Below are 18,692 nucleotides of genomic sequence, written 5' to 3' on the forward strand. Positions count from 1 at the left end.
CGGGCATTTTTACTTTATACCAAGATAAGCCTTTAATACTTCTTCAAGAATGTCGTCTCTCTCTAATTTCCTAACTAATGCTCTCGCACCATTATAGTTAGTAATATAAGTTGGATCGCCAGAAATGAGATATCCTACTAACTGATTAACTGGATTATACCCTTTTTTAATTAATGCATTATAAACTTCATTTAGGATTTCTTTTGTCAAATCCTTTTTATCTTTTGAAAAATCGAACTGAATAGTATTTTCATTATTATATCCCATTACGTTTCACCTCTCATTTTATCATTTAATAATGATAATAGGTATCTTTTAAGAACATTATATACTATTTCTTTTTAAAAGTACACTATTTTACTAAGGTATCCAATATTTCTTGTACTTTATTAATAGAAGCTTCAAGTTTTTCAGGAAGTTTACCACCAGCCTGAGCCATATCCGGTCTTCCACCACCGCCGCCTCCTGCAATAGCAGAAATTTCTTTTACTATCTTTCCTGAGTGTACTCCCTTGCTTACAGCTTGCTTAGTTGCCATAGCAACAAATTGAACCTTGCCCTGTACAGCGCTTCCTAAAACAACGACTCCTTCACCTATTTTACACTTAAGTTTATCCCCTAGATTTCTTAAGGAATCAGCATCTATATCCTGCAGAGAAGCAGCTATATATTTTATTCCCTTTACTTCTTTAATCTTACTTAAGAGTTCTTCTTCTACATTACTAGTTAGTTTATGCTTTAATTCTATTATTTCCTTTTCTTTGTCTTTTAATTCTGCAGCTTGTAGATGAATTTTGTTTAATACATCTTTCTCAGAGCACTTTAAGCTAAGAGCAGCATCTTTAATTACATTTTCTTTTTCTTCCATGAAGTTTATTGCATTGAAACCTGTTACGGCTTCTATTCTTCTTATACCTGCAGCTATCCCTGCTTCTGAAACTATTTTAATGACACCTATTTCACCAGAATTTTTAACATGGGTGCCTCCGCAAAGCTCCTTGCTAAAATCTCCAACAGAAACCACCCTAACTTCATCTTTGTATTTTTCATCAAATAGTGCCATTGCTCCGCTTTCTTTGGCTTCCTCTAGATTCATAACATTAGTATCTACATTATAGACCTTCATAATATTTTCATTTACTATTGCTTCTATTTTCTTTAATTCCTCTAGGGTTACTGAAGTAAAGTGAGTAAAGTCAAATCTTAATTTATGCTCATCTACTAAGGAACCTGCTTGATTTACATGATTTCCAAGTACCATTTTTAGTGCGCTGTGAAGCATATGAGTAGCTGTATGATTTCTTCTAATACTATTTCTTCTTTTTTCATCAACTTCAAGAATTACATTGTTACCTTCCTCAATGTATCCTTCTGTAACTTCAACAAAATGAAGGATTTTTCCTGAAATATTTTTCTTGCAGTCATAAACAACTGCACTAAAATTATCATTATAAATGGTTCCCTTATCACCTATCTGACCTCCCATTTCTGCATAAAAAGGTGTTTCAGAAGTTAAAATTATACCCTTGTCACCCTTTTGAAGAATGGACACAAACTCCTCATCTTTAATAATTAATACAGCCTTTGAATTTGAAATTAAAGATTCATAGCCTGTAAAATTAGAATTTATATCTGTTGGAATCTTGTTTAATATATTATCATCGTTTCCTAAATAATTAGATTCCCCTCTAGCAGCCCTGGCTCTTTCTCTTTGACTCTTCATTTCTGAATTAAATTCTTCTATGGAAACTACCATCCCTTTTTCTTCTAATATTTCTAAAGTAAGCTCAAGTGGAAACCCATAGGTATCGTAAAGCTTAAATGCCTTGTCTCCAGGTAAAGTTTTGTTATGAGATTTCTCAAGGTCTATAATGTACTGCTTTAAAATTTCAATACCGCTGTCTATAGTTTCTTCAAATCTCTCTTCTTCCAGTTTAATTACCTTTTTAATGAAGTCTCTTCTTTCCATTAATTCTGGATATGCTTCTTTTGAGTTCTCAATAACTATATCGCAAAGTTCATGTAAGAATATATTGCTAATGCCAAGAAGTCTGCCGTGTCTAGCAGCCCTTCTTAATATTCTTCTTAGCACGTAACCCCTGCCTTCATTTGAAGGTAGTACTCCATCACTAATCATAAAGGTCATGCTTCTAATGTGATCTGTAATTATTCTTATAGAAATATTGTTTTTATCATCTGCTCCATAAGTAACCTTGGAAATTTTACATACATTATCTAGGATGTTTTTTATTGTATCAACTTCAAATATATTGTTTACGCCCTGCATAATAGTTGCAATTCTTTCAAGTCCCATTCCAGTATCAATATTAGGATTTGGAAGCAAGTTATAAACTCCGTTTTCATCCTTATCAAATTGTGTAAATACTAAGTTCCAAAATTCTACTATTCTATCTTCATCAGCAGCCTTTACGAAATCCTCTACAGTTGTAATAGGACCGTTTCCTCTATCAAAATGAATTTCAGAGCAAGGTCCGCAAGGTCCCTGGCCTATTTCCCAAAAGTTATCATCCTTGCCTAATCTGAAAATTCTAGATGGATCAACGTCAGTTTTAGTGCTCCAAATTTCATAAGCTTCATCATCTTCAAGATATATAGTTACAAACAATTTATCTTTTGGCAGGCCAAGAGTAACAGTAACAAACTCCCAAGCCCATGGAATTATTTCCTTTTTAAAATAATCTCCAAAGGAGAAATTTCCAAGCATCTCAAAAAATGTACCATGCCTTGAGGTTTTGCCTACATTTTCTATATCTCCTGTTCTAATACACTTTTGACAGGTAGTTACTCTTTTGCTTGGGGGAACTTCAAGACCTGTAAAATAAGGCTTTAAAGGAGCCATACCAGCATTTATCAGTAGTAAACTCTTATCATTTTGAGGTATAAGCGGAAAGCTTTTAAGTCTTAAATGCTCTTTACTTTCAAAAAAACTTAAATATTTTTCTCTTATTTCATTTAGTCCCATAGTTTTCATAATATTTCCTCCTTTAGTCGGAACACTGAGTAATTTAAGATTACTCGCTCCCGCTCGCAAATTACTCGTAAATGTCCATTTAGGACATTTACCTCCGTAAAATAAAATAAAAACAACCTTCAAATCCCAAAGGGACGAAAGTTGTTCGCGGTACCACCCTAATTATACAATGTAAATAATTGTATCACTTTAGCATAACATGGCTCAAAGACAGCTTCATAATATCTCCTAAGAAGTTTTCACCAGCCACTTCCTCTCTTAATACCTCAATATTATTACTCCTTCTTGTCATTACCATATATTAATTTAATAAAAATTATAAGTTAAATTGTACCACATGTCAATATTTGATTTTTAAGAAATTGCCTTAGTGTTTTTGAAAGCTTCAATCTTATTTAGTAAAAGCAGTAAAACAGTTAGCTATAGTTCCTTTATATAAGCCTATCTTTATTAAAACAAATAATGTTTAAATTCTAATAGTATATTTTTACTAAAATAGATAATAATTTAAATCCTCATAAATTATCTTTATAACAACTCCTATAGGAACAGCCAGCACCATACCTATAAAACCTCCTACTTTACCTCCAATTATAAGAAGAATTATTACAGTTAAGGGATGCATGCTAACACTATCCCCCGTAATCTTAGGCGAAATAATATTACCTTCAATTGTCTGTATGATATTTAAACAGATAAAAGTCCAAATACCAATCTTTGTAGATCCTAAGAAGGCAATAAGCACTGCAGGGATACCGCCTAAAAGAGGGCCAAAATAAGGAATTATATTAAATACAGCATTTAAAACTGATAAAAGTAAAGGATAATCTACGTGTAGGATTATAAGTACAATAAAGGTTAATATACCAACTATAATACATAAAATAAATTGGCTTACTATATATCTCCCTAGAATTTTATCTATATCTCCAATTATCTTTTTAACTATTGCTCTAATTTTAACAGGAAAAATAACAAGTATCTTATTGAAAATAATTTCACTATCAGCTAGAAAATAATAAACGATAATAGGAACAACGGATAAAGTTAGAAGATTTTCTCCAACATTTAAGGCAGCTTTAAAAATATTGTTAAGCATATCAGAAAGCATCTTATTAATATTTGAATTTATGCCATCGAATAAGATAAACATGGTCCTATTATTTTGTAGAGGTTTTAAGTTATTATAAATTCCTTCTAGATAGCTTTGAATTTTATGTAATGTATCACTTATATTTAAGCTTTCCTTAAATAAGGAGGGTATAATTACAATTATAAAAACTATAGTGAGCACAATAGCAAGTAAAATAATGCTTAAGGCAGCGAGCTTTCTGTTTATTCCCTTTTCTATCATTAAATTTATTATTGGTTTCAAGGAATAGGCTGCGATAAAAGACATTACTAATAGATATACCATTTCCTTAAAAAGGGCACTTTTAAACAAAACATAGATTATTAAAAGTAGGACTATAAGCATTAATAAAATTTTAAATACCTTCTTCATGACACTCTTCTTCCGTAAATATTTTATGAGGAACACTTAAGAAACTTATATCACTATCTAAGGAAGTACATAGTATACTTTCATCTCCAAGTATCAAACTTTTCATTAAAAGTATTCTCTTTCCTTTAAGAATATTTTTTAAAAAACCGGTAGAGACAATAAGTCCTGTTATTTTAAAGGAAAATTCATAGAATAAGATATCCTCAACCATTCCTATAATATCACCGTATCTATTTACTATATCCATATTTTTAATAGCTGAAAACTTAAGGAGGCTCTCTTTACTATAACTTGAGATAATCATTGCTTTATTAAAGGAAATAATATCCTCTTTTAAAACCGTTATTGTCTTTTGAGTTAGTTTATAAGTTGAAACAACAAAACCCCGTACTTCTCCTCTATGAAAATCAATAATTATATCCTTTACAAAGCCAACCTTTTTCCCCTTAATATCAACTACATCCATCATTTCAAAATCTTTTGTTCTAAACATAGTACCACCTAAATAATTTGCAGCATAATAATATATTATTTTTTCCCAAATAATTAAAATTATAACTAAAAAAAGAAGAACTTTTTGAGTATATTATAAAACTCTAAAGTTCTTCTTAATATAAAATTCTTAACTACTCTCCATGAACCTCATCATGAATATCATCATGTTCTTTATAGTCCCATGGTTCCAGTCCCTTACTAATTCTATAATTGTTTATTGCCTTATGGATTGCTTCCTCAGCAAGAACTGAGCAGTGCATTTTTACTGGTGGCAGACCATCTAGGGCTTCAGCTACAGCTTTGTTTGTAAGCTGCCATGCATCAGAAACTGATTTTCCCTTTATAAGCTCAGTAGCCATACTAGAGGATGCTATAGCAGATCCGCATCCAAAGGTTTTAAATTTTGCATCAGTTACTATTTCATTTTCTATTTTAAGATATACCTTCATTATATCTCCGCATTTTGCATTTCCAACTTCTCCCACACCATTGGCATCTGGAATATCTCCAACGTTTCTAGGGTTCATAAAATGGTCCATTACTTTTTCACTGTACATAATTATTTTTCTCCTTTCTTTAAAAAGTCATCCCACAATGGTGACATCTCTCTTAATCTAGTTACTACCTTGCCTACTGTTTCAATAGCGTAATCAATTTCCTCTTCTGTATTACCTGCCCCTAAGCTTAATCTTAAGGAGCCATGTGCTATTTCATGTGGAAGTCCTATTGCTAAAAGAACATGTGAGGGATCTAGAGAACCAGAAGTACATGCACTTCCGCTAGAAGCACATATTCCCATGCTGTCAAGTAAAAGAAGAATAGCTTCTCCTTCAATAAATCTAAAACAAATATTTGAATTTCCAGGTAATCTATTTTCCTTAACTGGTCCATTTAATCTGCTATATGGTATTTTTAATAATCCTTCAACCAATCTATCTCTAAGAGCTGCAAGTCTCTTTGTATTTTCTTCTAAATTAGAGGTAGCAAGTTCTATAGCTTTTCCAAGGCCAACTATACCTGCAATGTTTTCAGTTCCAGCTCTCCTTGCCCTTTCCTGGCCGCCGCCGTGAACTAAGTTATCTATTTTAACACCTTTTCTAATATAAAGGGCACCAGTTCCCTTTGGTCCATAGATTTTATGAGCAGCCATTGAAAGTAGATCAATGTTCATATCTTTAACATCAATTGGAACGCTTCCAACTGCCTGAACTGCATCTGTATGGAATATTATCTTCTTTTCTCTGCAGAGTTTACCAATTTCTTTAATTGGTTCAATAGTTCCTATTTCATTATTAGCAAACATTACTGAAACTAGTATTGTCTTATCAGTAATGGCATTCTCCAAATCCTTTAAGGAAATAAAACCATATTCATCAACTGGTAAATATGTAACTTCAAAGCCATGTTTTTCTAAATACTCACAGGTATGAAGTATAGCATGATGTTCAATTGTTGTAGTTATAATATGATTTCCCTTATTAAAATTAGCAAAGGCAACTCCTTTTAAAGCCCAGTTATCTGCTTCTGAGCCGCCAGCTGTAAAAAATATTTCATTAGAATCAGCATTTATTGCCTTAGATACTCTGTCACGAGCCTTATCAATAGCCTTTTTTGTTTCTCTTGATAAAGAGTAAATAGAAGATGGGTTACCAAACTTCTCTGTAAAATATGGAAGCATTTCTTCTAGTACCTCTGGCTTTACATAGGTAGTAGCAGAATAATCCATATAAATTGGTTTATTCATTTTTGTTCACTCCTTCTAAGTCGCTAGTATTAATATTCTTATAATCATTTATTATATCCTGAAGTGTAGTAGTTTTTGTTACACTATCAATACTATTTTTTATCTTTGCCCATAAAAGCCTAGTGGCACAGCAATCAGCATTGTCACAGCTCTTTTCATCCAAACAGTTAGATATTTCAATTGGACCTTCAAGCACTTCCATAATTTCATCTATAGTAATATCTTTCGGTGCCCTGCTTAAAGTATAACCACCTTGTGCTCCACGAATGCTATTAATTAAGCCTGCCTTTCTAAGTGGTGAGAAAAGCTGCTCCAAATAATATTCAGAAATATGCTGTCTTTCAGACACATTTTTAATAGAAACCGGTTCGCCGCCATAGCGCAGAGCTAAATCCACCATTGCTTTAACTCCATATCGTCCTTTAGTAGAAAGCTTCATATATTTCACTTCCTTATGTTCATCGTTATCATTCATACACATAATAGCAAATCAGAGTGAAATTGTCAACAATAGTGTTTATATAGCAGTAATGTAAAATGCCCCAAAATGTCCTTTGTGACGACATTTTGGAGCACTGCATAATTTTATAATTAATTATTTTTAGTATTATCTTCTAGTGAATCTGGCTCAACATATTTCAAGGTATAGTTTATTATTATTGTTTGGCCATTATAGGATGCACTATAAGTTAAGTCCTGACTGCCATATAAGCCTGATGAATTTTTAGTAAAGTTAGTAGTTAAATCCTCACTATAAAATACACCATTTATGTAAAAACTCAAGATGTATTTTTCTTGAACGTTTCCACCATTACCATGATTTCCAGTCCACATAGAGTCAATATTACTTACTACAACATCTGATATAACTGGGCCTACTGGCACAGGTGCTGCTGGTGCTGTGAAGTTAAAGCTTTGTGAAAATTCAGGTGATCTTCCATCCTTTGCAGTATAAGAGCAAGTAGCTAAAGGAGCTACACCTTCTGTAGCCACTGCAGCTGTTTCGGAACCACCGTTGCTTAAATTCTTAATTAAATCAAAGGTTAAATCATATTTTTTAGTAGCCTCATTATAGGTCCAAACTGGACTTTGTGTTTCAAAACTTCTAATATTTACTGGTGGAACTTCTGTACCTAATAATGCAATTCCACCATCATAGGTAGCATCAGCGCCTTGAATTATCACTGAATCTGTACCTGGAATAGCTCCTATTGTAGGATCCTGCATAACTTCTTTGCCATCATCCCAAACCTTTACAAGATTATAAGAATATGGGTACTCATTGTTTTGTCTGTCGTAAGCACCCCAGGTAAAATTAGTGTAATTAAAATGATCAACATAAGAAACATGAATTGTTTGAGTAGTAACTGGAGCTGTAGTATGAGTTTGCCCTGCATTCTTCCCATTAATATAAACTGTTTTTGCCTTTAAAGTATAATTTACGTAACCCTTAAAGGAAGATGGGTTTACAGTAATGGAATAATTATAAGTTTTATCATCAGCCTTTACATAGGTGATGTTGCTAGATGGAACCTCAGTACCGTTTGGTTCTAAAACAGTTAATACTAATTGAGGTCCGTCAATAATAATAGTTCCGGTAAGAGTTACTGAGTTTGTAACATTGTGATTTATTTGCTTAGTAACTACAGCAGGCAGAATAACTCCTGACTGATTACCTTGCTCCGTTCTCCCAGTAATAACTGTGTTTGCAGATGCAGGTGCTGCAAAGGCAATAGAAGCTGTGTTTAAAACCAAAAGACTTGAAAGTACTGCAACAAATGGTAATTTCTTGTTCATTAATATCTCCTCCTAGAGTTTGCTAAGAGGCCGGTTACACTACTAGCTCAATATAGTTTAAGTGTCCAATTTGCCAACTATATATCATTGCTTCCACTTTCCAATATTATACTATATATTTATAAAGAGGAAAAGGGGAATTTTAGTAATTTTATATTTTTTGAGCTAAACTAAAAAGAATTTAGTAATTCATCTATGCTATCGATAGCTAAATAACAGTCCTCAGGACTTCCAAAGCCATATTTTGCATATATAAATGGAATTTTAGTAAATACTGTTGCTTCATAATCACCTTGGGTATCCCCAACATATACAACATCTTCTAAATTATTTCTATCTATAACACCTTTGATATTTTCACCCTTACCTCTGCCAGTATTTCCATAGCATTCATAATCAGTAATATATTCCTTTACTCCGGCCTTTTCCATGAAGAGTTCTATATAACCTGACTGACAATTACTAACAATAAATAACCGGAAGCTCTTAGATAGCTTAATTAGAGTATCCTTTACATTGGGATATAACAGATTATCAGTAACCTCACTTAAAGCTTCTTCTTCGTATTTACAGCATAATTCAATTAACTTCACTTTTTTCTGTTTATCTACGTCGTAGAATAGATCCTCTGCTATTACTTCCATGGTTTTCCCAAACTCTTTTTTTAAAATCTCAGGAGAAATTATTGCAGAGGTGGCACCTATTTCTTTAACTGCTCTGCTCCAAGCCTTTGCAACAACTTCTGTAGTGTCCCATAATGTACCGTCAATATCAAATATAATATTTTTCATTAGTAATCCTGCTTTCTTAATAAGTACTATTTACCTTCTACTTTAACTTCAATGTTTTATTAATTGTTTCTTGAATAATTGGACTGCAGCATTTGCCTAAGGGATTATTTAATTCACAGTTACCGTTTTTCATTGCTCCGGTAAGTCTTATAATATCTTTTATATCTTTTGCTCCATCCTTTAATACACCATTTATAATTTGCTGCTCAGTAACTTGATTACAATAGCATATATATTTTGGGTTTGCATCTTTCTTATACCATATAGGGACTTTTATCTGCTGCTTATTATAGGCTTCATTTAACTCTGAGTTAAAATAGACTATATTGCATTCTTCATTCATGCAAATTAAATAAGAAGCTTCTTTAATTTCCTTCGAAAATTCCTCTTTAATTAAATGCTTAACAGTAATATTTTTTACCTGAACGCCTTTTCTATTACATTCAGGGCATAATATATTTCCTTCTACTGCACCAGTAGATTTCTGCTCACTTCCTCAACAGGACTTTTTTAAATCTCGAACATCCATTGTAAATAATCTCTCCATTTCTTATTTAATAATTAGCTGTGATCTATCAAACATTTCCTTAAAAAACATTTTAATTCTATTTTAATAATATCATAATACTTCATAGGAAATTCAAGATAATCCTATCTTATTGCTTTTAAGTGCTGAAGATGTATCCCAATATGTCCTATTCCAATAAGAATAGCTGACATAATGAGCCAAATTACCTTACCGTAAATTCCTAAAAGTAAAAAAGCCATAACAGGAAGGCTGGCACCAGGTACCGGAATGCCACAAAAGCTTCGGTAAAAGTTTTCTTCAGTAGGTTCATTTATAAAATACCTAATCCAATAAAACTCATATAAAAGCATCAATAAAAATGATAATACAAGCCACAAGCTCCATGGTGAAAAGGCTCTAATATTGAAATCGGAAAAAATAAGTATACTTAACGTACAGCATACTTGCCCAGCACGCTCAAAAAATAATAAAATTTTATTTTCCTTTGAAGTATCATAATCTACTGGCCTCCTCTTACTCCAAAAGGTATTAGGAATCCAAAGCATCAGTAAATATATGAAGCCAACATAGGAAAAGCCTAAATGACCTAACATTAAATATCCTCCTGAAAAATTAATATTACCTATCTTAAAAATATTATAAGTTTATAGGGTTAATTTAAGAAAATAGCAGTACTTACTATTCCCCTCTTTCCAAATTCTTTAAAATCTCCTCACACCAGTCTATATATAGCTTTGCTTGGCGTTTGCCGAGGTCTAATACTGAAAGAATCTGTCTATGATTGTTATGAAGCTCAATCATTTGTTCTAATTCTGAACTGAATAAATTAAACAGCTTTAGTTTTTCTTGGGATTGTTCCTTAAATTTAATTATATGTCTTCGCATTTCAGAATCATTTTTAGTAGTAGATAAAAATAACTTTAAAAGAAATTCAGACCTAACAGTATCCTTTTCATTTTCTTGCTCCATCCACTTTTTAAACTCATTTGCACCCTTAGGAGTTATTTTATAACTTATTTTCTCACGCTTTAGGTCTCCTTCTGGGTCCCTATTAGAAATCTCAACTAAGCCTTCAGCCGCCATTTTACTCAATTCAGGATATATTTGTCCATAGCTTTCCTGCCAGAAGAAGGACATTCTTATGTCTATAATTTTTTTTAACTCATATCCGCTTAAGTTTTCTTCTTGAAGTAATCCAAGTAGTACATACCTTGTTTTTTTCATTTACGTATCACCCTACTCTATTTTATAATTGATTGCCCTTTTAGGGCAGTTATCAATGCACGCCCCACATAATATACACTCATTGTCATACATGTTTCCCATTTTAACTTTCTCTGCTACCTTAAGACTCATAGGACAATGCTTGTCGCATATATGACAGTTTACACATGCATTTTCGTCTGCATATAACCTAAGTCTTTTAATATGCAGCTGGTTCCCTATTTTGCTTCCTATTACCATAAATGGAGCCATCCAGCAGAAATAATGGCATATGATTCTCTTACCGAATAATATACTTGGAGCAAAGAATAGTAGTACTACTCCATAATATATAACATAATCACTTATATTAGCTATAGATATTCCATGATCTGTCATACTGAAAAAATCTACAGTTAATTTTTGCTTACTAAATATAAAACAAACAATTATTATAATAATCCATATTAGCCAAGTTACATACTTTATATTGTTCTTCCAACCTTGTTTAGGACTTTTGTTATTAACATGCATTGCACATTCCTGTAAGCCGCCAGCAGGACATAAGTATCCGCAAAATAGCCTTCCAAAGAAAATTGAGCCTACAAGCATCGCTACAAATACAAGAAAGCTGCCAGTTACTATCCCTTCCATTGCCCCCTGAATAATAAGGGCTGGTGAAAAATAATAGATGGTAATTGGAAAAAGCAGCATTGCACTTAACAAAAGCAGCATTCTAAAATTTTGCCTCTTCATACTTATCCCCCTAATATATCTTTTAGATATGTATCTTATAGATATATTATCACATGCCATTTAATAATTCAAGGGATAAAAATAAAAGAGACGCAGTCGTCTCAAATATAATTGCAAGAGTTTATAAAAATTCTTTTTTTAAACACCTCTTTCCAATATTACTTTTCTATTCGATTATAGTTGTCTAAAATTTTCAAAATTTTTAAGGTTAAAACTCCCATCCATTCATTATAAGCTGGAGATAAGCTGCCTTGATAAAAACTATCTCCCCAAGGTGGATTTATGAGTTTATCTTCAGAGCCTTCTATTAAGTGTACATAATAATCAAGATTCTCATCTATTTTATCACTTCTTACTTCAAAGCTTTCCTTTTCAGGACTTGGAACAAAATCTAAGGGAAGCGGAACATACCCTTCCCATTTCTCACGGTCATATTCTATAACCTCAGAAATACCATAAGAAATTAGTTTCTTTAAGTTGCTTTTCAGTTCCTCCGGTAATACTTCATATAATTTTATATAACAAAACAGCTCATTTTCAGAATCGAAGATTCTTTTATTCTCAAGATAATGAATTGCATAATCAACTAGATAATTTATTTCTATTTTATTTAGATATTCCTTATATTTATATAGATATGCTAATATTTCAGCAGATGGATTTCCCCAGTTTTTATCTATTATAGTCATGCCTTTTTCATCATCATAATGCCACCATGGGGCATGAGGATAATTATTAACTTCTTTTGAAAGAGCATACCATCCGTTTCTTTTATTATTAAAGGCGAATTCCAAATATTTTAAAGCAGATTTTATAATGTCTCTTGTCTCTTTTGTTTCTTCTATTTCAGTTAAAATTCTTATTCCAATTGAGGTGGCCATAGGCGATGAATTAGGCAGCCTAAAATCTGATTCTAAAGCTTTACCAAATCCACTATCTGTATTTTGATATTTTTTTAATTCGTCAACAACATTTTCACTGCTTCCTGCTTCAAAATAATATTTATATAAAGATTTCTCTAAGGCTCTTGCTTCAATTTTTAGTAAACGACTTACTTTAAGAAAGGATGTATTAGATAACTTTAACACGTAATCACCCCTAATTTTATGGCTTTAACCATAATACTTTGGACAAAATTTACTTTTTAGCCTTTAAGTTTCTCTAAATCCCAATGCTTTTCTTCTTTTGGTTTTTCCTTTTTACTCTTTCTTTCTATAATTTTTAATATTATATAATTAAATGATAGAACTGCATAACCAATCACAAATGCAATAATATTTTGATTTTTTATTAATGCTATTTCGTTTGAAGACAAAAACATCAAATCAAGTTTTATTGCTCCAAAGCCACCAATGGCGCTGCAAAATATGCTTATTACAGCTAGTGTTATAACAAGTAAAATAATTGCTCCAGTATACCTATCATTGAATCCAATAATGAATTTTTTTACTAATAGTACCATTGCGGCTGTTGTTAGAAATATACTAAGTACATAGCTAATAGTTGTAAACAAAATACCCCACCACCTTAATAATTATCATAAAATATGGGTAAACATAAACATCTAATGTGTCTTAATAATTTGTAATAATCCTTCGCATATCTCAGGTAAATTTACATTATAAAATTACTAATTTAATAATAAAACATACTAATAGCACCCATATTAGTATAATTGGAATTGCATAATACCACTTTTTAGGCTTTCCATTATTCCATAAGTTCTCTGCTTCAACTCTACATTGCTTAAATATTTCTTCTGGTATAAATTTTATTGTTAAAGCAACAAATATTGGAACTAATATTATATCATCTATCATACCAATAACTGGGATAAAATCAGGTATAAAATCAATAGGTGATAATGCATATCCAATTGTAATTCCTGCAAATAGCTTTGCAATGATAGGCGTTTCTTTCTTTTTTAAAGCAATGAAAATTGCAGGTATATCTGATTTTAGTTTTTTAGCTCTATATCTTAAGTCCATGTATAAATCTCCTATGTTTTGTGTTTTATGTCAATAATGAATTAGCTTCTAATTAGTTTAAAATAAACTCCTCCACCGAATAAATTTTACTACTATTGTTCAATATTTTAAATTCTAGCAACTTTATCTCTAACTTAATTATAACGTTTCTTCACCAGCTGCAAAACATCTCTTTATTTATATTTATCAATTTTCTTTAACATAGTTGGCATATTTCATAAATAACTCTTTGCTATTTTTTATATGCTTCATATGCAAGATAGCCAACTGCAATAAACAAGCATATAGCAACTGCTACTATATTATATAGATATAAAAAACAACAAACAAGAATAAATACTACAATATTTAATATTCCATAAGGCTGCTTCTTCTGCATACTTATTTCACCTGCCTACATTTAATTTAATGATATAAAAGTAAGTAAAATGTATTATTAGAAAGTTGAGATTTGTCTTAATCCTACTGCAGCTTCTAAGGTTGCAACAAGATTTCCGTCCTTTTTACTAACATTTTTTATAATAAATTCATTTACTGCTTCTCTTGATGCGTCAATGAATATTAAGGATCTAATCTCTTGCATTTTATTTTTTAATGCTAGGCTCTTGTTATGACTATTTATTAATAATCTAATATCATTCTCGTTAATTAATAGCTCCATTTTAATGCTTTTTTATTTTCTCCTTGTAGACTGCGGAGAGTTTTTTTCTTTGTTTTGTAAAATAAACTTTTATATTATTATTAAATTCATAAATGGTAGTTTCCATAATATTATTCACTTCCTTAACTAATAGAAAGATTCTCTCCTTTTATTCTATTTTTAATAGCATCTTGAAGATTAAAGCTGCCATCATTACGAATTTTATTTAATACATTTCTTACATTTTTCGGAAAAAGTCTTTTCAAATCGATGCTACCTTCTTCTCCATCTCTAGGGTACTTATGCCCAATAATTTTTATTTTCCCATCATTAGTTTGAACGTTAAGAACCATGGGTGCAGAAACCCCGCCATTTTGAATCATTTCATTACCATGTTTTATAAATTCTTCTTTTAACATTAAAATATAAATTTTATTATCATCTGTCCCTAAAACAGTAAAAGCGCTATATAGCTTTCCTCCTAAGGGAGCAAGAATATCATTTGTTTTCGTATCTAGGTATTCTAGAATTATTTTCTCATCATCTTTTGAAATTTTTAAAGAGTTTGAAGAAGTTTTTGCAGTTAAATTATATAAGCCAAAAATTAAAATTATTACTAATAAAATTATTGAGGGCAGAACTACTTTCTTCATTATATTCCTCCTGAAATTTTTTACAGTTCAACTCTACTCCACCCAAAGTCAAAAGTATACTTCCACAATAAAATTAAGGCGCTTAAACATAATATACCTAAGATTAATGATCCGTAAGTAAAATGGCTTATGCCAAAATGAGTTAGTCCAACTGCTGCGACTATAGCCAAGGTTAAGAAGCCCTTACCTGTCTGGCCCTGACTAACAGTGAGCATTTCTTTACTAAAAGGCAGTTCTTTTTTATTGATATTTAATGATATTAATGTGATTAAAAACATATTTATTAAGATTACAATTATGTTAGGTAAAATACTGACTCCACAAAAGGCAATAAAGACAACTGACTGCAGTAAAAGAACAGGTATGGAGTATTTAACAATTACTGTCTTTACACCTGCCCTGTATATATCTGATGGACTAATAATAGGCGCCGTTCTATAAATCCAAGCAGCTTTGTAGCTCTCACTTCTTGTAATTATCGAAACATAACTTACATTAAATAATGCAGAAAGGTACATAAAAAAGTAAACCTTGCTGCCCCTAAGATTACTTATAGTATCAACAAGTGAGCCACTCATACTGGAGAAAGATATGAGCATTATCAAAGGAAATATAATACTCATCATCATTAAAGGATATATTTGAAGCTTAAGTTTTCTCTCACTTGAAAGCATATTAGTAATAAATCTAAAAAAAGCTTTTTCGATATTACTATGGCATAATAGTTGTACTTTCTTTTCTTCCCACCATTTCTTAATTCCTCCTTTTCTCCTTAAGCCGTAAGAAGAGCTCATTTTCAGAAGCTTGTGTTCGAAGGAAGGTGCTATTAACTTAACATAAAGAAGGAAAAGCACAAAAGGTATTAGAAGAAAACAAAGCATAAGATAAATATAGCTGTTATATTTTACACCTTCTTTAAGTATTGTAAGTGGTGACGCCATCCACATTGAAGGTAGAAAATAATGCCACCATCTAGGTGTATAACTCACCTTGCTGCCTGCCAAAGAAAATATTCTACTGGAAAATTGCTGTGCAATGAAAATTAGCATTGTAAAAACGATTTGAAAATAATTAATTATATCCTTAAGCTTTTCGCCATCGTATATGGATAGTATTACATAATAAAGAATGGAAGTAAAAAACACTACGAACAATGACATATATGCAAGCTCAAATATAAAAATAAGCGCAAAAACTATTCCAAATTTCACAGTTGTAATAATAATAGAGACTAGCGATAAGGCAAAAACTATACTTAACATATATACTGTTATATGAATTGTTTTTGCCATGTTTAAGGTTCTATTACTCACAGGTCTTGAGGATATTATGCTTCTATCCCTAATATCAAGCAGTACAGCTGAAAAATCTGATATCATGATAAGAGTTGTAAACAATAATATTACAGTGAATATGGTGGTCATTGTATAAAATATTGGCATAGGCAAAAGTGCAACCATTCCAAACATTAATCCATAAAATGCGTACATGAGTAAACTCATATTGAAGTTATTCTTGTATTCCTTCTGCTTAGCGTTGTTATTTATTATTGTAGTAGGCCTTCTTGTATCCATTGTTAGTTTCACCTGAAGAATAAGCCGCATTACTTTATAATCAACGCCTAAGCTTATAAAGATACCCTTAAAAATATCCAAAAACTTTAGCAACTTAAAGTCAATCATCTTCTATTCCTCCTTATAGTCGGAACACGGGGTAATTTAACCCACTCACTCCGTTCGTAAATTACCCGCTGAAGTCCATTTAGGACTTCAGCCTCCTCATTTAGGGCTTAAACCTCCGTTAGAGCTGCTATAAATTCTCCAGCTACCTGTTTTTGCTTATTAAAGCCTGTCAGTTGATTAAATATCTGCTCTAAAGAACCCTCGCTTGAGCTTCTTTGAAGCTCTTCAAAGGTACCGTCAGCTGCAATTTTACCATCATTGAGAAGTATTATTCTGCTGCTGATTCTTTCTACAACCTCCATTATATGGGATGAATAAAAGATAGTCTTTCCCTGCTGTGCTAGTTCACCGAGAAGCTCCTTAAAGACAATTACACTGTTTGCATCCATACCATTAATAGGCTCATCTAAAAATAGTATATCTGGATTATGAATCATACTAGCTATTATGAGCACCTTTTGTTTCATACCCTTAGAAAAAGAAGAAATTCTCGATGTATAAACCGCTTCCATATCAAATATTGACATTAGTCTTTTAGCTCTCTTGTCTGCAGTTATATGTTCAAGTCCATACAATTCTCCTACAAAGGTCAAATATTCCTGGGCAGTAAGGCTATCATATATATCAGCAATTTCAGGAACATAGCCTATTCTTCTTTTATAATCTATTAATGATTTTGCTATATCTTCACCCAATACTTTAACTGTTCCCTTATATCCAGTTACAAGCCCTAGAATTATTTTTACCGTAGTACTTTTACCTGCTCCATTTGGGCCTATATAACCTATAATTTCTCCCCTATGAACATCAAGATCGATTCCCTTAAGTACTTCTTTTGAACCAAAATTCATGGATAAGTCTCTGATTTGGACTATAACCTCATTTTGTTCTTCCACATAAACCCCTCCCCATGGTATTTCGAAATATTACTTTTTAATCATTTTAATTATTATTTGCAGTATTATTTATCATTCCGTATTATGTAAATTATACCATATATAACATCAATGTTATATATTTTGTTACTAATCTTATTAATAAAAAAGCAGACCTGCTACCTTCTAAAAGATAGGGACCTGCAATACTTTTTTATCATGTAATTCTTATCCATTAAAGATACCTATGGACCTTTTTAGAATATTCCATGTATTCCTTTCCATAAATCCTTTTTAAAGAATCTTCCTCACGAAGAACTTGCCGATTAAATAGCCATAGCCCCGCAATTAAGTACAACAATAATATCCAGTTTGCGAAAGTAAGAAATATACCAAGTAATACCAGTCCAAATGCAGTATAAATTGGATTGCGGCTAATTGCAAAAGCACCGGTAGTTATTAATGCACCTGGCTTATCTTCATCTATTCCCACTCTAAAACTTTTTCCAAATGAAATTAAGCTATATAAAAATAATAGTAGTCCAAACATACACAATACTACACCAATCCAACTGATAATCTCATTTCTAAGCAGATCAATACTCAGCCATTGTAACTTAAGTGTATTTGAAAATATTAAAAAGAAGAAAAGCAAAACAAATGGAATAATAATAAAATCTTTTTTGTCTATACCACCAAATTTCATAGCCTTAATACCCATTTTACGCAGCATAAAAACTCTAAATATAACCATTATCACAAGTAAGACTATTGTAATAGCTGCAAAATATCTTTGCATCATTTCACCCACCTTCTTCTACATATACTATTAACTTTAATCATACATTATTTTCCTTTTAGAAATCAATATAAATAGTTTTTTATTTACTTAGGAAAATGGAAAAGCTAGCGATGCAGCTTGCTTATGATATGGCTTTATAAAAAATTATTTATTTAAACTTTTATGTTTTATCACTATTAAATGCTTGTCAGCAAATTTGAAATTCCCCGAATCTTTCATTAGTTATACCAAATTTTTTCTT

22 protein-coding genes, 1 riboswitch and 1 other annotated feature are annotated in these 18,692 nt (G+C 31.5%); all 22 genes read right to left on the reverse strand.

The window, feature by feature from the left end; translation table 11 throughout:
- Positions 1-9: 9 nt before the first annotated feature.
- The gene (locus ACJDUG_RS08930; protein WP_406764700.1) at positions 10-267 is read right to left on the reverse strand and encodes an IreB family regulatory phosphoprotein; all 258 of its coding nucleotides are present in this window, start codon (positions 265-267) and stop codon (positions 10-12) included.
- An 85-nt stretch (positions 268-352) separates the two neighbouring features.
- Positions 353-2,992: an alanine--tRNA ligase gene (gene alaS / locus ACJDUG_RS08935; RefSeq protein ID WP_406769539.1), complete on the reverse strand. Its 2,640-nt coding sequence runs from the start codon at positions 2,990-2,992 to the stop codon at positions 353-355.
- A 127-nt stretch (positions 2,993-3,119) separates the two neighbouring features.
- Positions 3,120-3,293, reverse strand: a binding site (T-box leader).
- A gap of 189 nt (positions 3,294-3,482) precedes the next feature.
- Entirely contained in the window at positions 3,483-4,496 is a 1,014-nt protein-coding gene (locus ACJDUG_RS08940; protein ID WP_406769540.1) for an AI-2E family transporter, read from the reverse strand.
- Positions 4,480-4,989: a PRC-barrel domain-containing protein gene (locus tag ACJDUG_RS08945; RefSeq protein ID WP_406769541.1), complete on the reverse strand. Its 510-nt coding sequence runs from the start codon at positions 4,987-4,989 to the stop codon at positions 4,480-4,482. The genes ACJDUG_RS08940 and ACJDUG_RS08945 overlap by 17 nt, the downstream gene beginning before the upstream one ends.
- Positions 4,990-5,122: 133 nt before the next feature.
- The gene (nifU, locus tag ACJDUG_RS08950) at positions 5,123-5,548 is read right to left on the reverse strand and encodes a Fe-S cluster assembly scaffold protein NifU (protein WP_406769542.1); all 426 of its coding nucleotides are present in this window, start codon (positions 5,546-5,548) and stop codon (positions 5,123-5,125) included.
- Between the two features lie 2 nt (positions 5,549-5,550).
- The gene (nifS, locus tag ACJDUG_RS08955) at positions 5,551-6,735 is read right to left on the reverse strand and encodes a cysteine desulfurase NifS (RefSeq protein WP_406769543.1); all 1,185 of its coding nucleotides are present in this window, start codon (positions 6,733-6,735) and stop codon (positions 5,551-5,553) included.
- On the reverse strand, positions 6,728-7,174 hold the full coding sequence (locus tag ACJDUG_RS08960; RefSeq protein ID WP_406769612.1) for an RrF2 family transcriptional regulator: 447 nt from the start codon (positions 7,172-7,174) through the stop codon (positions 6,728-6,730). The genes nifS and ACJDUG_RS08960 overlap by 8 nt, the downstream gene beginning before the upstream one ends.
- Positions 7,175-7,326: 152 nt before the next feature.
- Positions 7,327-8,532 carry a hypothetical protein gene (locus tag ACJDUG_RS08965; protein ID WP_406769544.1) on the reverse strand — a complete coding sequence of 402 codons (1,206 nt, stop codon included), beginning with the start codon at positions 8,530-8,532 and terminating at the stop codon, positions 7,327-7,329.
- A gap of 19 nt (positions 8,533-8,551) precedes the next feature.
- Positions 8,552-8,636, reverse strand: a riboswitch (cyclic di-GMP riboswitch).
- A gap of 66 nt (positions 8,637-8,702) precedes the next feature.
- On the reverse strand, positions 8,703-9,323 hold the full coding sequence (locus tag ACJDUG_RS08970; protein WP_406769545.1) for an HAD family hydrolase: 621 nt from the start codon (positions 9,321-9,323) through the stop codon (positions 8,703-8,705).
- Between the two features lie 37 nt (positions 9,324-9,360).
- Positions 9,361-9,852 (reverse strand): Csac_0668 family 2Fe-2S cluster-binding (seleno)protein, encoded by a 492-nt coding sequence (locus ACJDUG_RS08975; protein ID WP_406769613.1) that lies wholly within the window; start codon positions 9,850-9,852, stop codon positions 9,361-9,363.
- A 122-nt stretch (positions 9,853-9,974) separates the two neighbouring features.
- Entirely contained in the window at positions 9,975-10,445 is a 471-nt protein-coding gene (locus tag ACJDUG_RS08980) for a hypothetical protein (RefSeq protein ID WP_406769546.1), read from the reverse strand.
- Positions 10,446-10,530: 85 nt separating this feature from the next.
- Positions 10,531-11,076, reverse strand: a complete 546-nt coding sequence (locus ACJDUG_RS08985) for a PadR family transcriptional regulator (RefSeq protein ID WP_406769547.1) — start codon at positions 11,074-11,076, stop codon at positions 10,531-10,533.
- Between the two features lie 12 nt (positions 11,077-11,088).
- A complete protein-coding gene (locus ACJDUG_RS08990) occupies positions 11,089-11,811 on the reverse strand; it encodes a 4Fe-4S binding protein (protein ID WP_406769548.1) in 723 nt (240 codons plus the stop codon).
- Positions 11,812-11,969: 158 nt separating this feature from the next.
- Positions 11,970-12,899 (reverse strand): hypothetical protein, encoded by a 930-nt coding sequence (locus ACJDUG_RS08995; RefSeq protein ID WP_406769549.1) that lies wholly within the window; start codon positions 12,897-12,899, stop codon positions 11,970-11,972.
- A 56-nt stretch (positions 12,900-12,955) separates the two neighbouring features.
- On the reverse strand, positions 12,956-13,324 hold the full coding sequence (locus ACJDUG_RS09000; RefSeq protein WP_406769550.1) for a hypothetical protein: 369 nt from the start codon (positions 13,322-13,324) through the stop codon (positions 12,956-12,958).
- A gap of 106 nt (positions 13,325-13,430) precedes the next feature.
- Positions 13,431-13,799, reverse strand: coding sequence for a YkvA family protein (locus ACJDUG_RS09005; RefSeq protein WP_406769551.1), 369 nt, complete (start codon positions 13,797-13,799; stop codon positions 13,431-13,433).
- A 232-nt stretch (positions 13,800-14,031) separates the two neighbouring features.
- A complete protein-coding gene (locus ACJDUG_RS09010) occupies positions 14,032-14,178 on the reverse strand; it encodes a hypothetical protein (RefSeq protein ID WP_406769552.1) in 147 nt (48 codons plus the stop codon).
- Between the two features lie 57 nt (positions 14,179-14,235).
- The gene (locus tag ACJDUG_RS09015) at positions 14,236-14,460 is read right to left on the reverse strand and encodes a hypothetical protein (protein ID WP_406769553.1); all 225 of its coding nucleotides are present in this window, start codon (positions 14,458-14,460) and stop codon (positions 14,236-14,238) included.
- Between the two features lie 122 nt (positions 14,461-14,582).
- Complete coding sequence (locus tag ACJDUG_RS09020; RefSeq protein ID WP_406769554.1) at positions 14,583-15,092, reverse strand: hypothetical protein; 510 nt, start codon at positions 15,090-15,092, stop codon at positions 14,583-14,585.
- 20 nt (positions 15,093-15,112) lie between these two features.
- The gene (locus ACJDUG_RS09025) at positions 15,113-16,774 is read right to left on the reverse strand and encodes a hypothetical protein (RefSeq protein ID WP_406769555.1); all 1,662 of its coding nucleotides are present in this window, start codon (positions 16,772-16,774) and stop codon (positions 15,113-15,115) included.
- 107 nt (positions 16,775-16,881) lie between these two features.
- Positions 16,882-17,670, reverse strand: a complete 789-nt coding sequence (locus ACJDUG_RS09030; protein WP_406769556.1) for an ABC transporter ATP-binding protein — start codon at positions 17,668-17,670, stop codon at positions 16,882-16,884.
- A gap of 214 nt (positions 17,671-17,884) precedes the next feature.
- Entirely contained in the window at positions 17,885-18,451 is a 567-nt protein-coding gene (locus ACJDUG_RS09035; RefSeq protein ID WP_406769557.1) for a methyltransferase family protein, read from the reverse strand.
- Positions 18,452-18,692: the final 241 nt, after the last annotated feature.

Source organism: Candidatus Clostridium stratigraminis, assembly GCF_045310675.1.
GTDB lineage: Bacteria > Bacillota > Clostridia > Clostridiales > Clostridiaceae > Clostridium_AT > Clostridium_AT stratigraminis.

What these genes read in the sequence shown, in the direction of transcription:
- ACJDUG_RS08960 (WP_406769612.1), bottom strand. Translation starts at nt 7,174, where the DNA reads ATGAAGCTTTCTACTAAAGGACGATATGGAGTTAAAGCAATGGTGGAT.
- ACJDUG_RS08980 (WP_406769546.1), bottom strand. Translation starts at nt 10,445, where the DNA reads ATGTTAGGTCATTTAGGCTTTTCCTATGTTGGCTTCATATATTTACTG.
- ACJDUG_RS09015 (WP_406769553.1), bottom strand. Translation starts at nt 14,460, where the DNA reads ATGGAGCTATTAATTAACGAGAATGATATTAGATTATTAATAAATAGT.
- ACJDUG_RS08990 (WP_406769548.1), bottom strand. Translation starts at nt 11,811, where the DNA reads ATGAAGAGGCAAAATTTTAGAATGCTGCTTTTGTTAAGTGCAATGCTG.
- ACJDUG_RS08985 (WP_406769547.1), bottom strand. Translation starts at nt 11,076, where the DNA reads ATGAAAAAAACAAGGTATGTACTACTTGGATTACTTCAAGAAGAAAAC.
- nifS (WP_406769543.1), bottom strand. Translation starts at nt 6,735, where the DNA reads ATGAATAAACCAATTTATATGGATTATTCTGCTACTACCTATGTAAAG.
- nifU (WP_406769542.1), bottom strand. Translation starts at nt 5,548, where the DNA reads ATGTACAGTGAAAAAGTAATGGACCATTTTATGAACCCTAGAAACGTT.
- ACJDUG_RS08930 (WP_406764700.1), bottom strand. Translation starts at nt 267, where the DNA reads ATGGGATATAATAATGAAAATACTATTCAGTTCGATTTTTCAAAAGAT.
- ACJDUG_RS08940 (WP_406769540.1), bottom strand. Translation starts at nt 4,496, where the DNA reads ATGAAGAAGGTATTTAAAATTTTATTAATGCTTATAGTCCTACTTTTA.
- ACJDUG_RS08970 (WP_406769545.1), bottom strand. Translation starts at nt 9,323, where the DNA reads ATGAAAAATATTATATTTGATATTGACGGTACATTATGGGACACTACA.
- ACJDUG_RS09005 (WP_406769551.1), bottom strand. Translation starts at nt 13,799, where the DNA reads ATGGACTTAAGATATAGAGCTAAAAAACTAAAATCAGATATACCTGCA.
- ACJDUG_RS09020 (WP_406769554.1), bottom strand. Translation starts at nt 15,092, where the DNA reads ATGAAGAAAGTAGTTCTGCCCTCAATAATTTTATTAGTAATAATTTTA.
- ACJDUG_RS08965 (WP_406769544.1), bottom strand. Translation starts at nt 8,532, where the DNA reads ATGAACAAGAAATTACCATTTGTTGCAGTACTTTCAAGTCTTTTGGTT.
- ACJDUG_RS09025 (WP_406769555.1), bottom strand. Translation starts at nt 16,774, where the DNA reads ATGATTGACTTTAAGTTGCTAAAGTTTTTGGATATTTTTAAGGGTATC.
- ACJDUG_RS09010 (WP_406769552.1), bottom strand. Translation starts at nt 14,178, where the DNA reads ATGCAGAAGAAGCAGCCTTATGGAATATTAAATATTGTAGTATTTATT.
- alaS (WP_406769539.1), bottom strand. Translation starts at nt 2,992, where the DNA reads ATGAAAACTATGGGACTAAATGAAATAAGAGAAAAATATTTAAGTTTT.
- ACJDUG_RS08945 (WP_406769541.1), bottom strand. Translation starts at nt 4,989, where the DNA reads ATGTTTAGAACAAAAGATTTTGAAATGATGGATGTAGTTGATATTAAG.
- ACJDUG_RS09035 (WP_406769557.1), bottom strand. Translation starts at nt 18,451, where the DNA reads ATGATGCAAAGATATTTTGCAGCTATTACAATAGTCTTACTTGTGATA.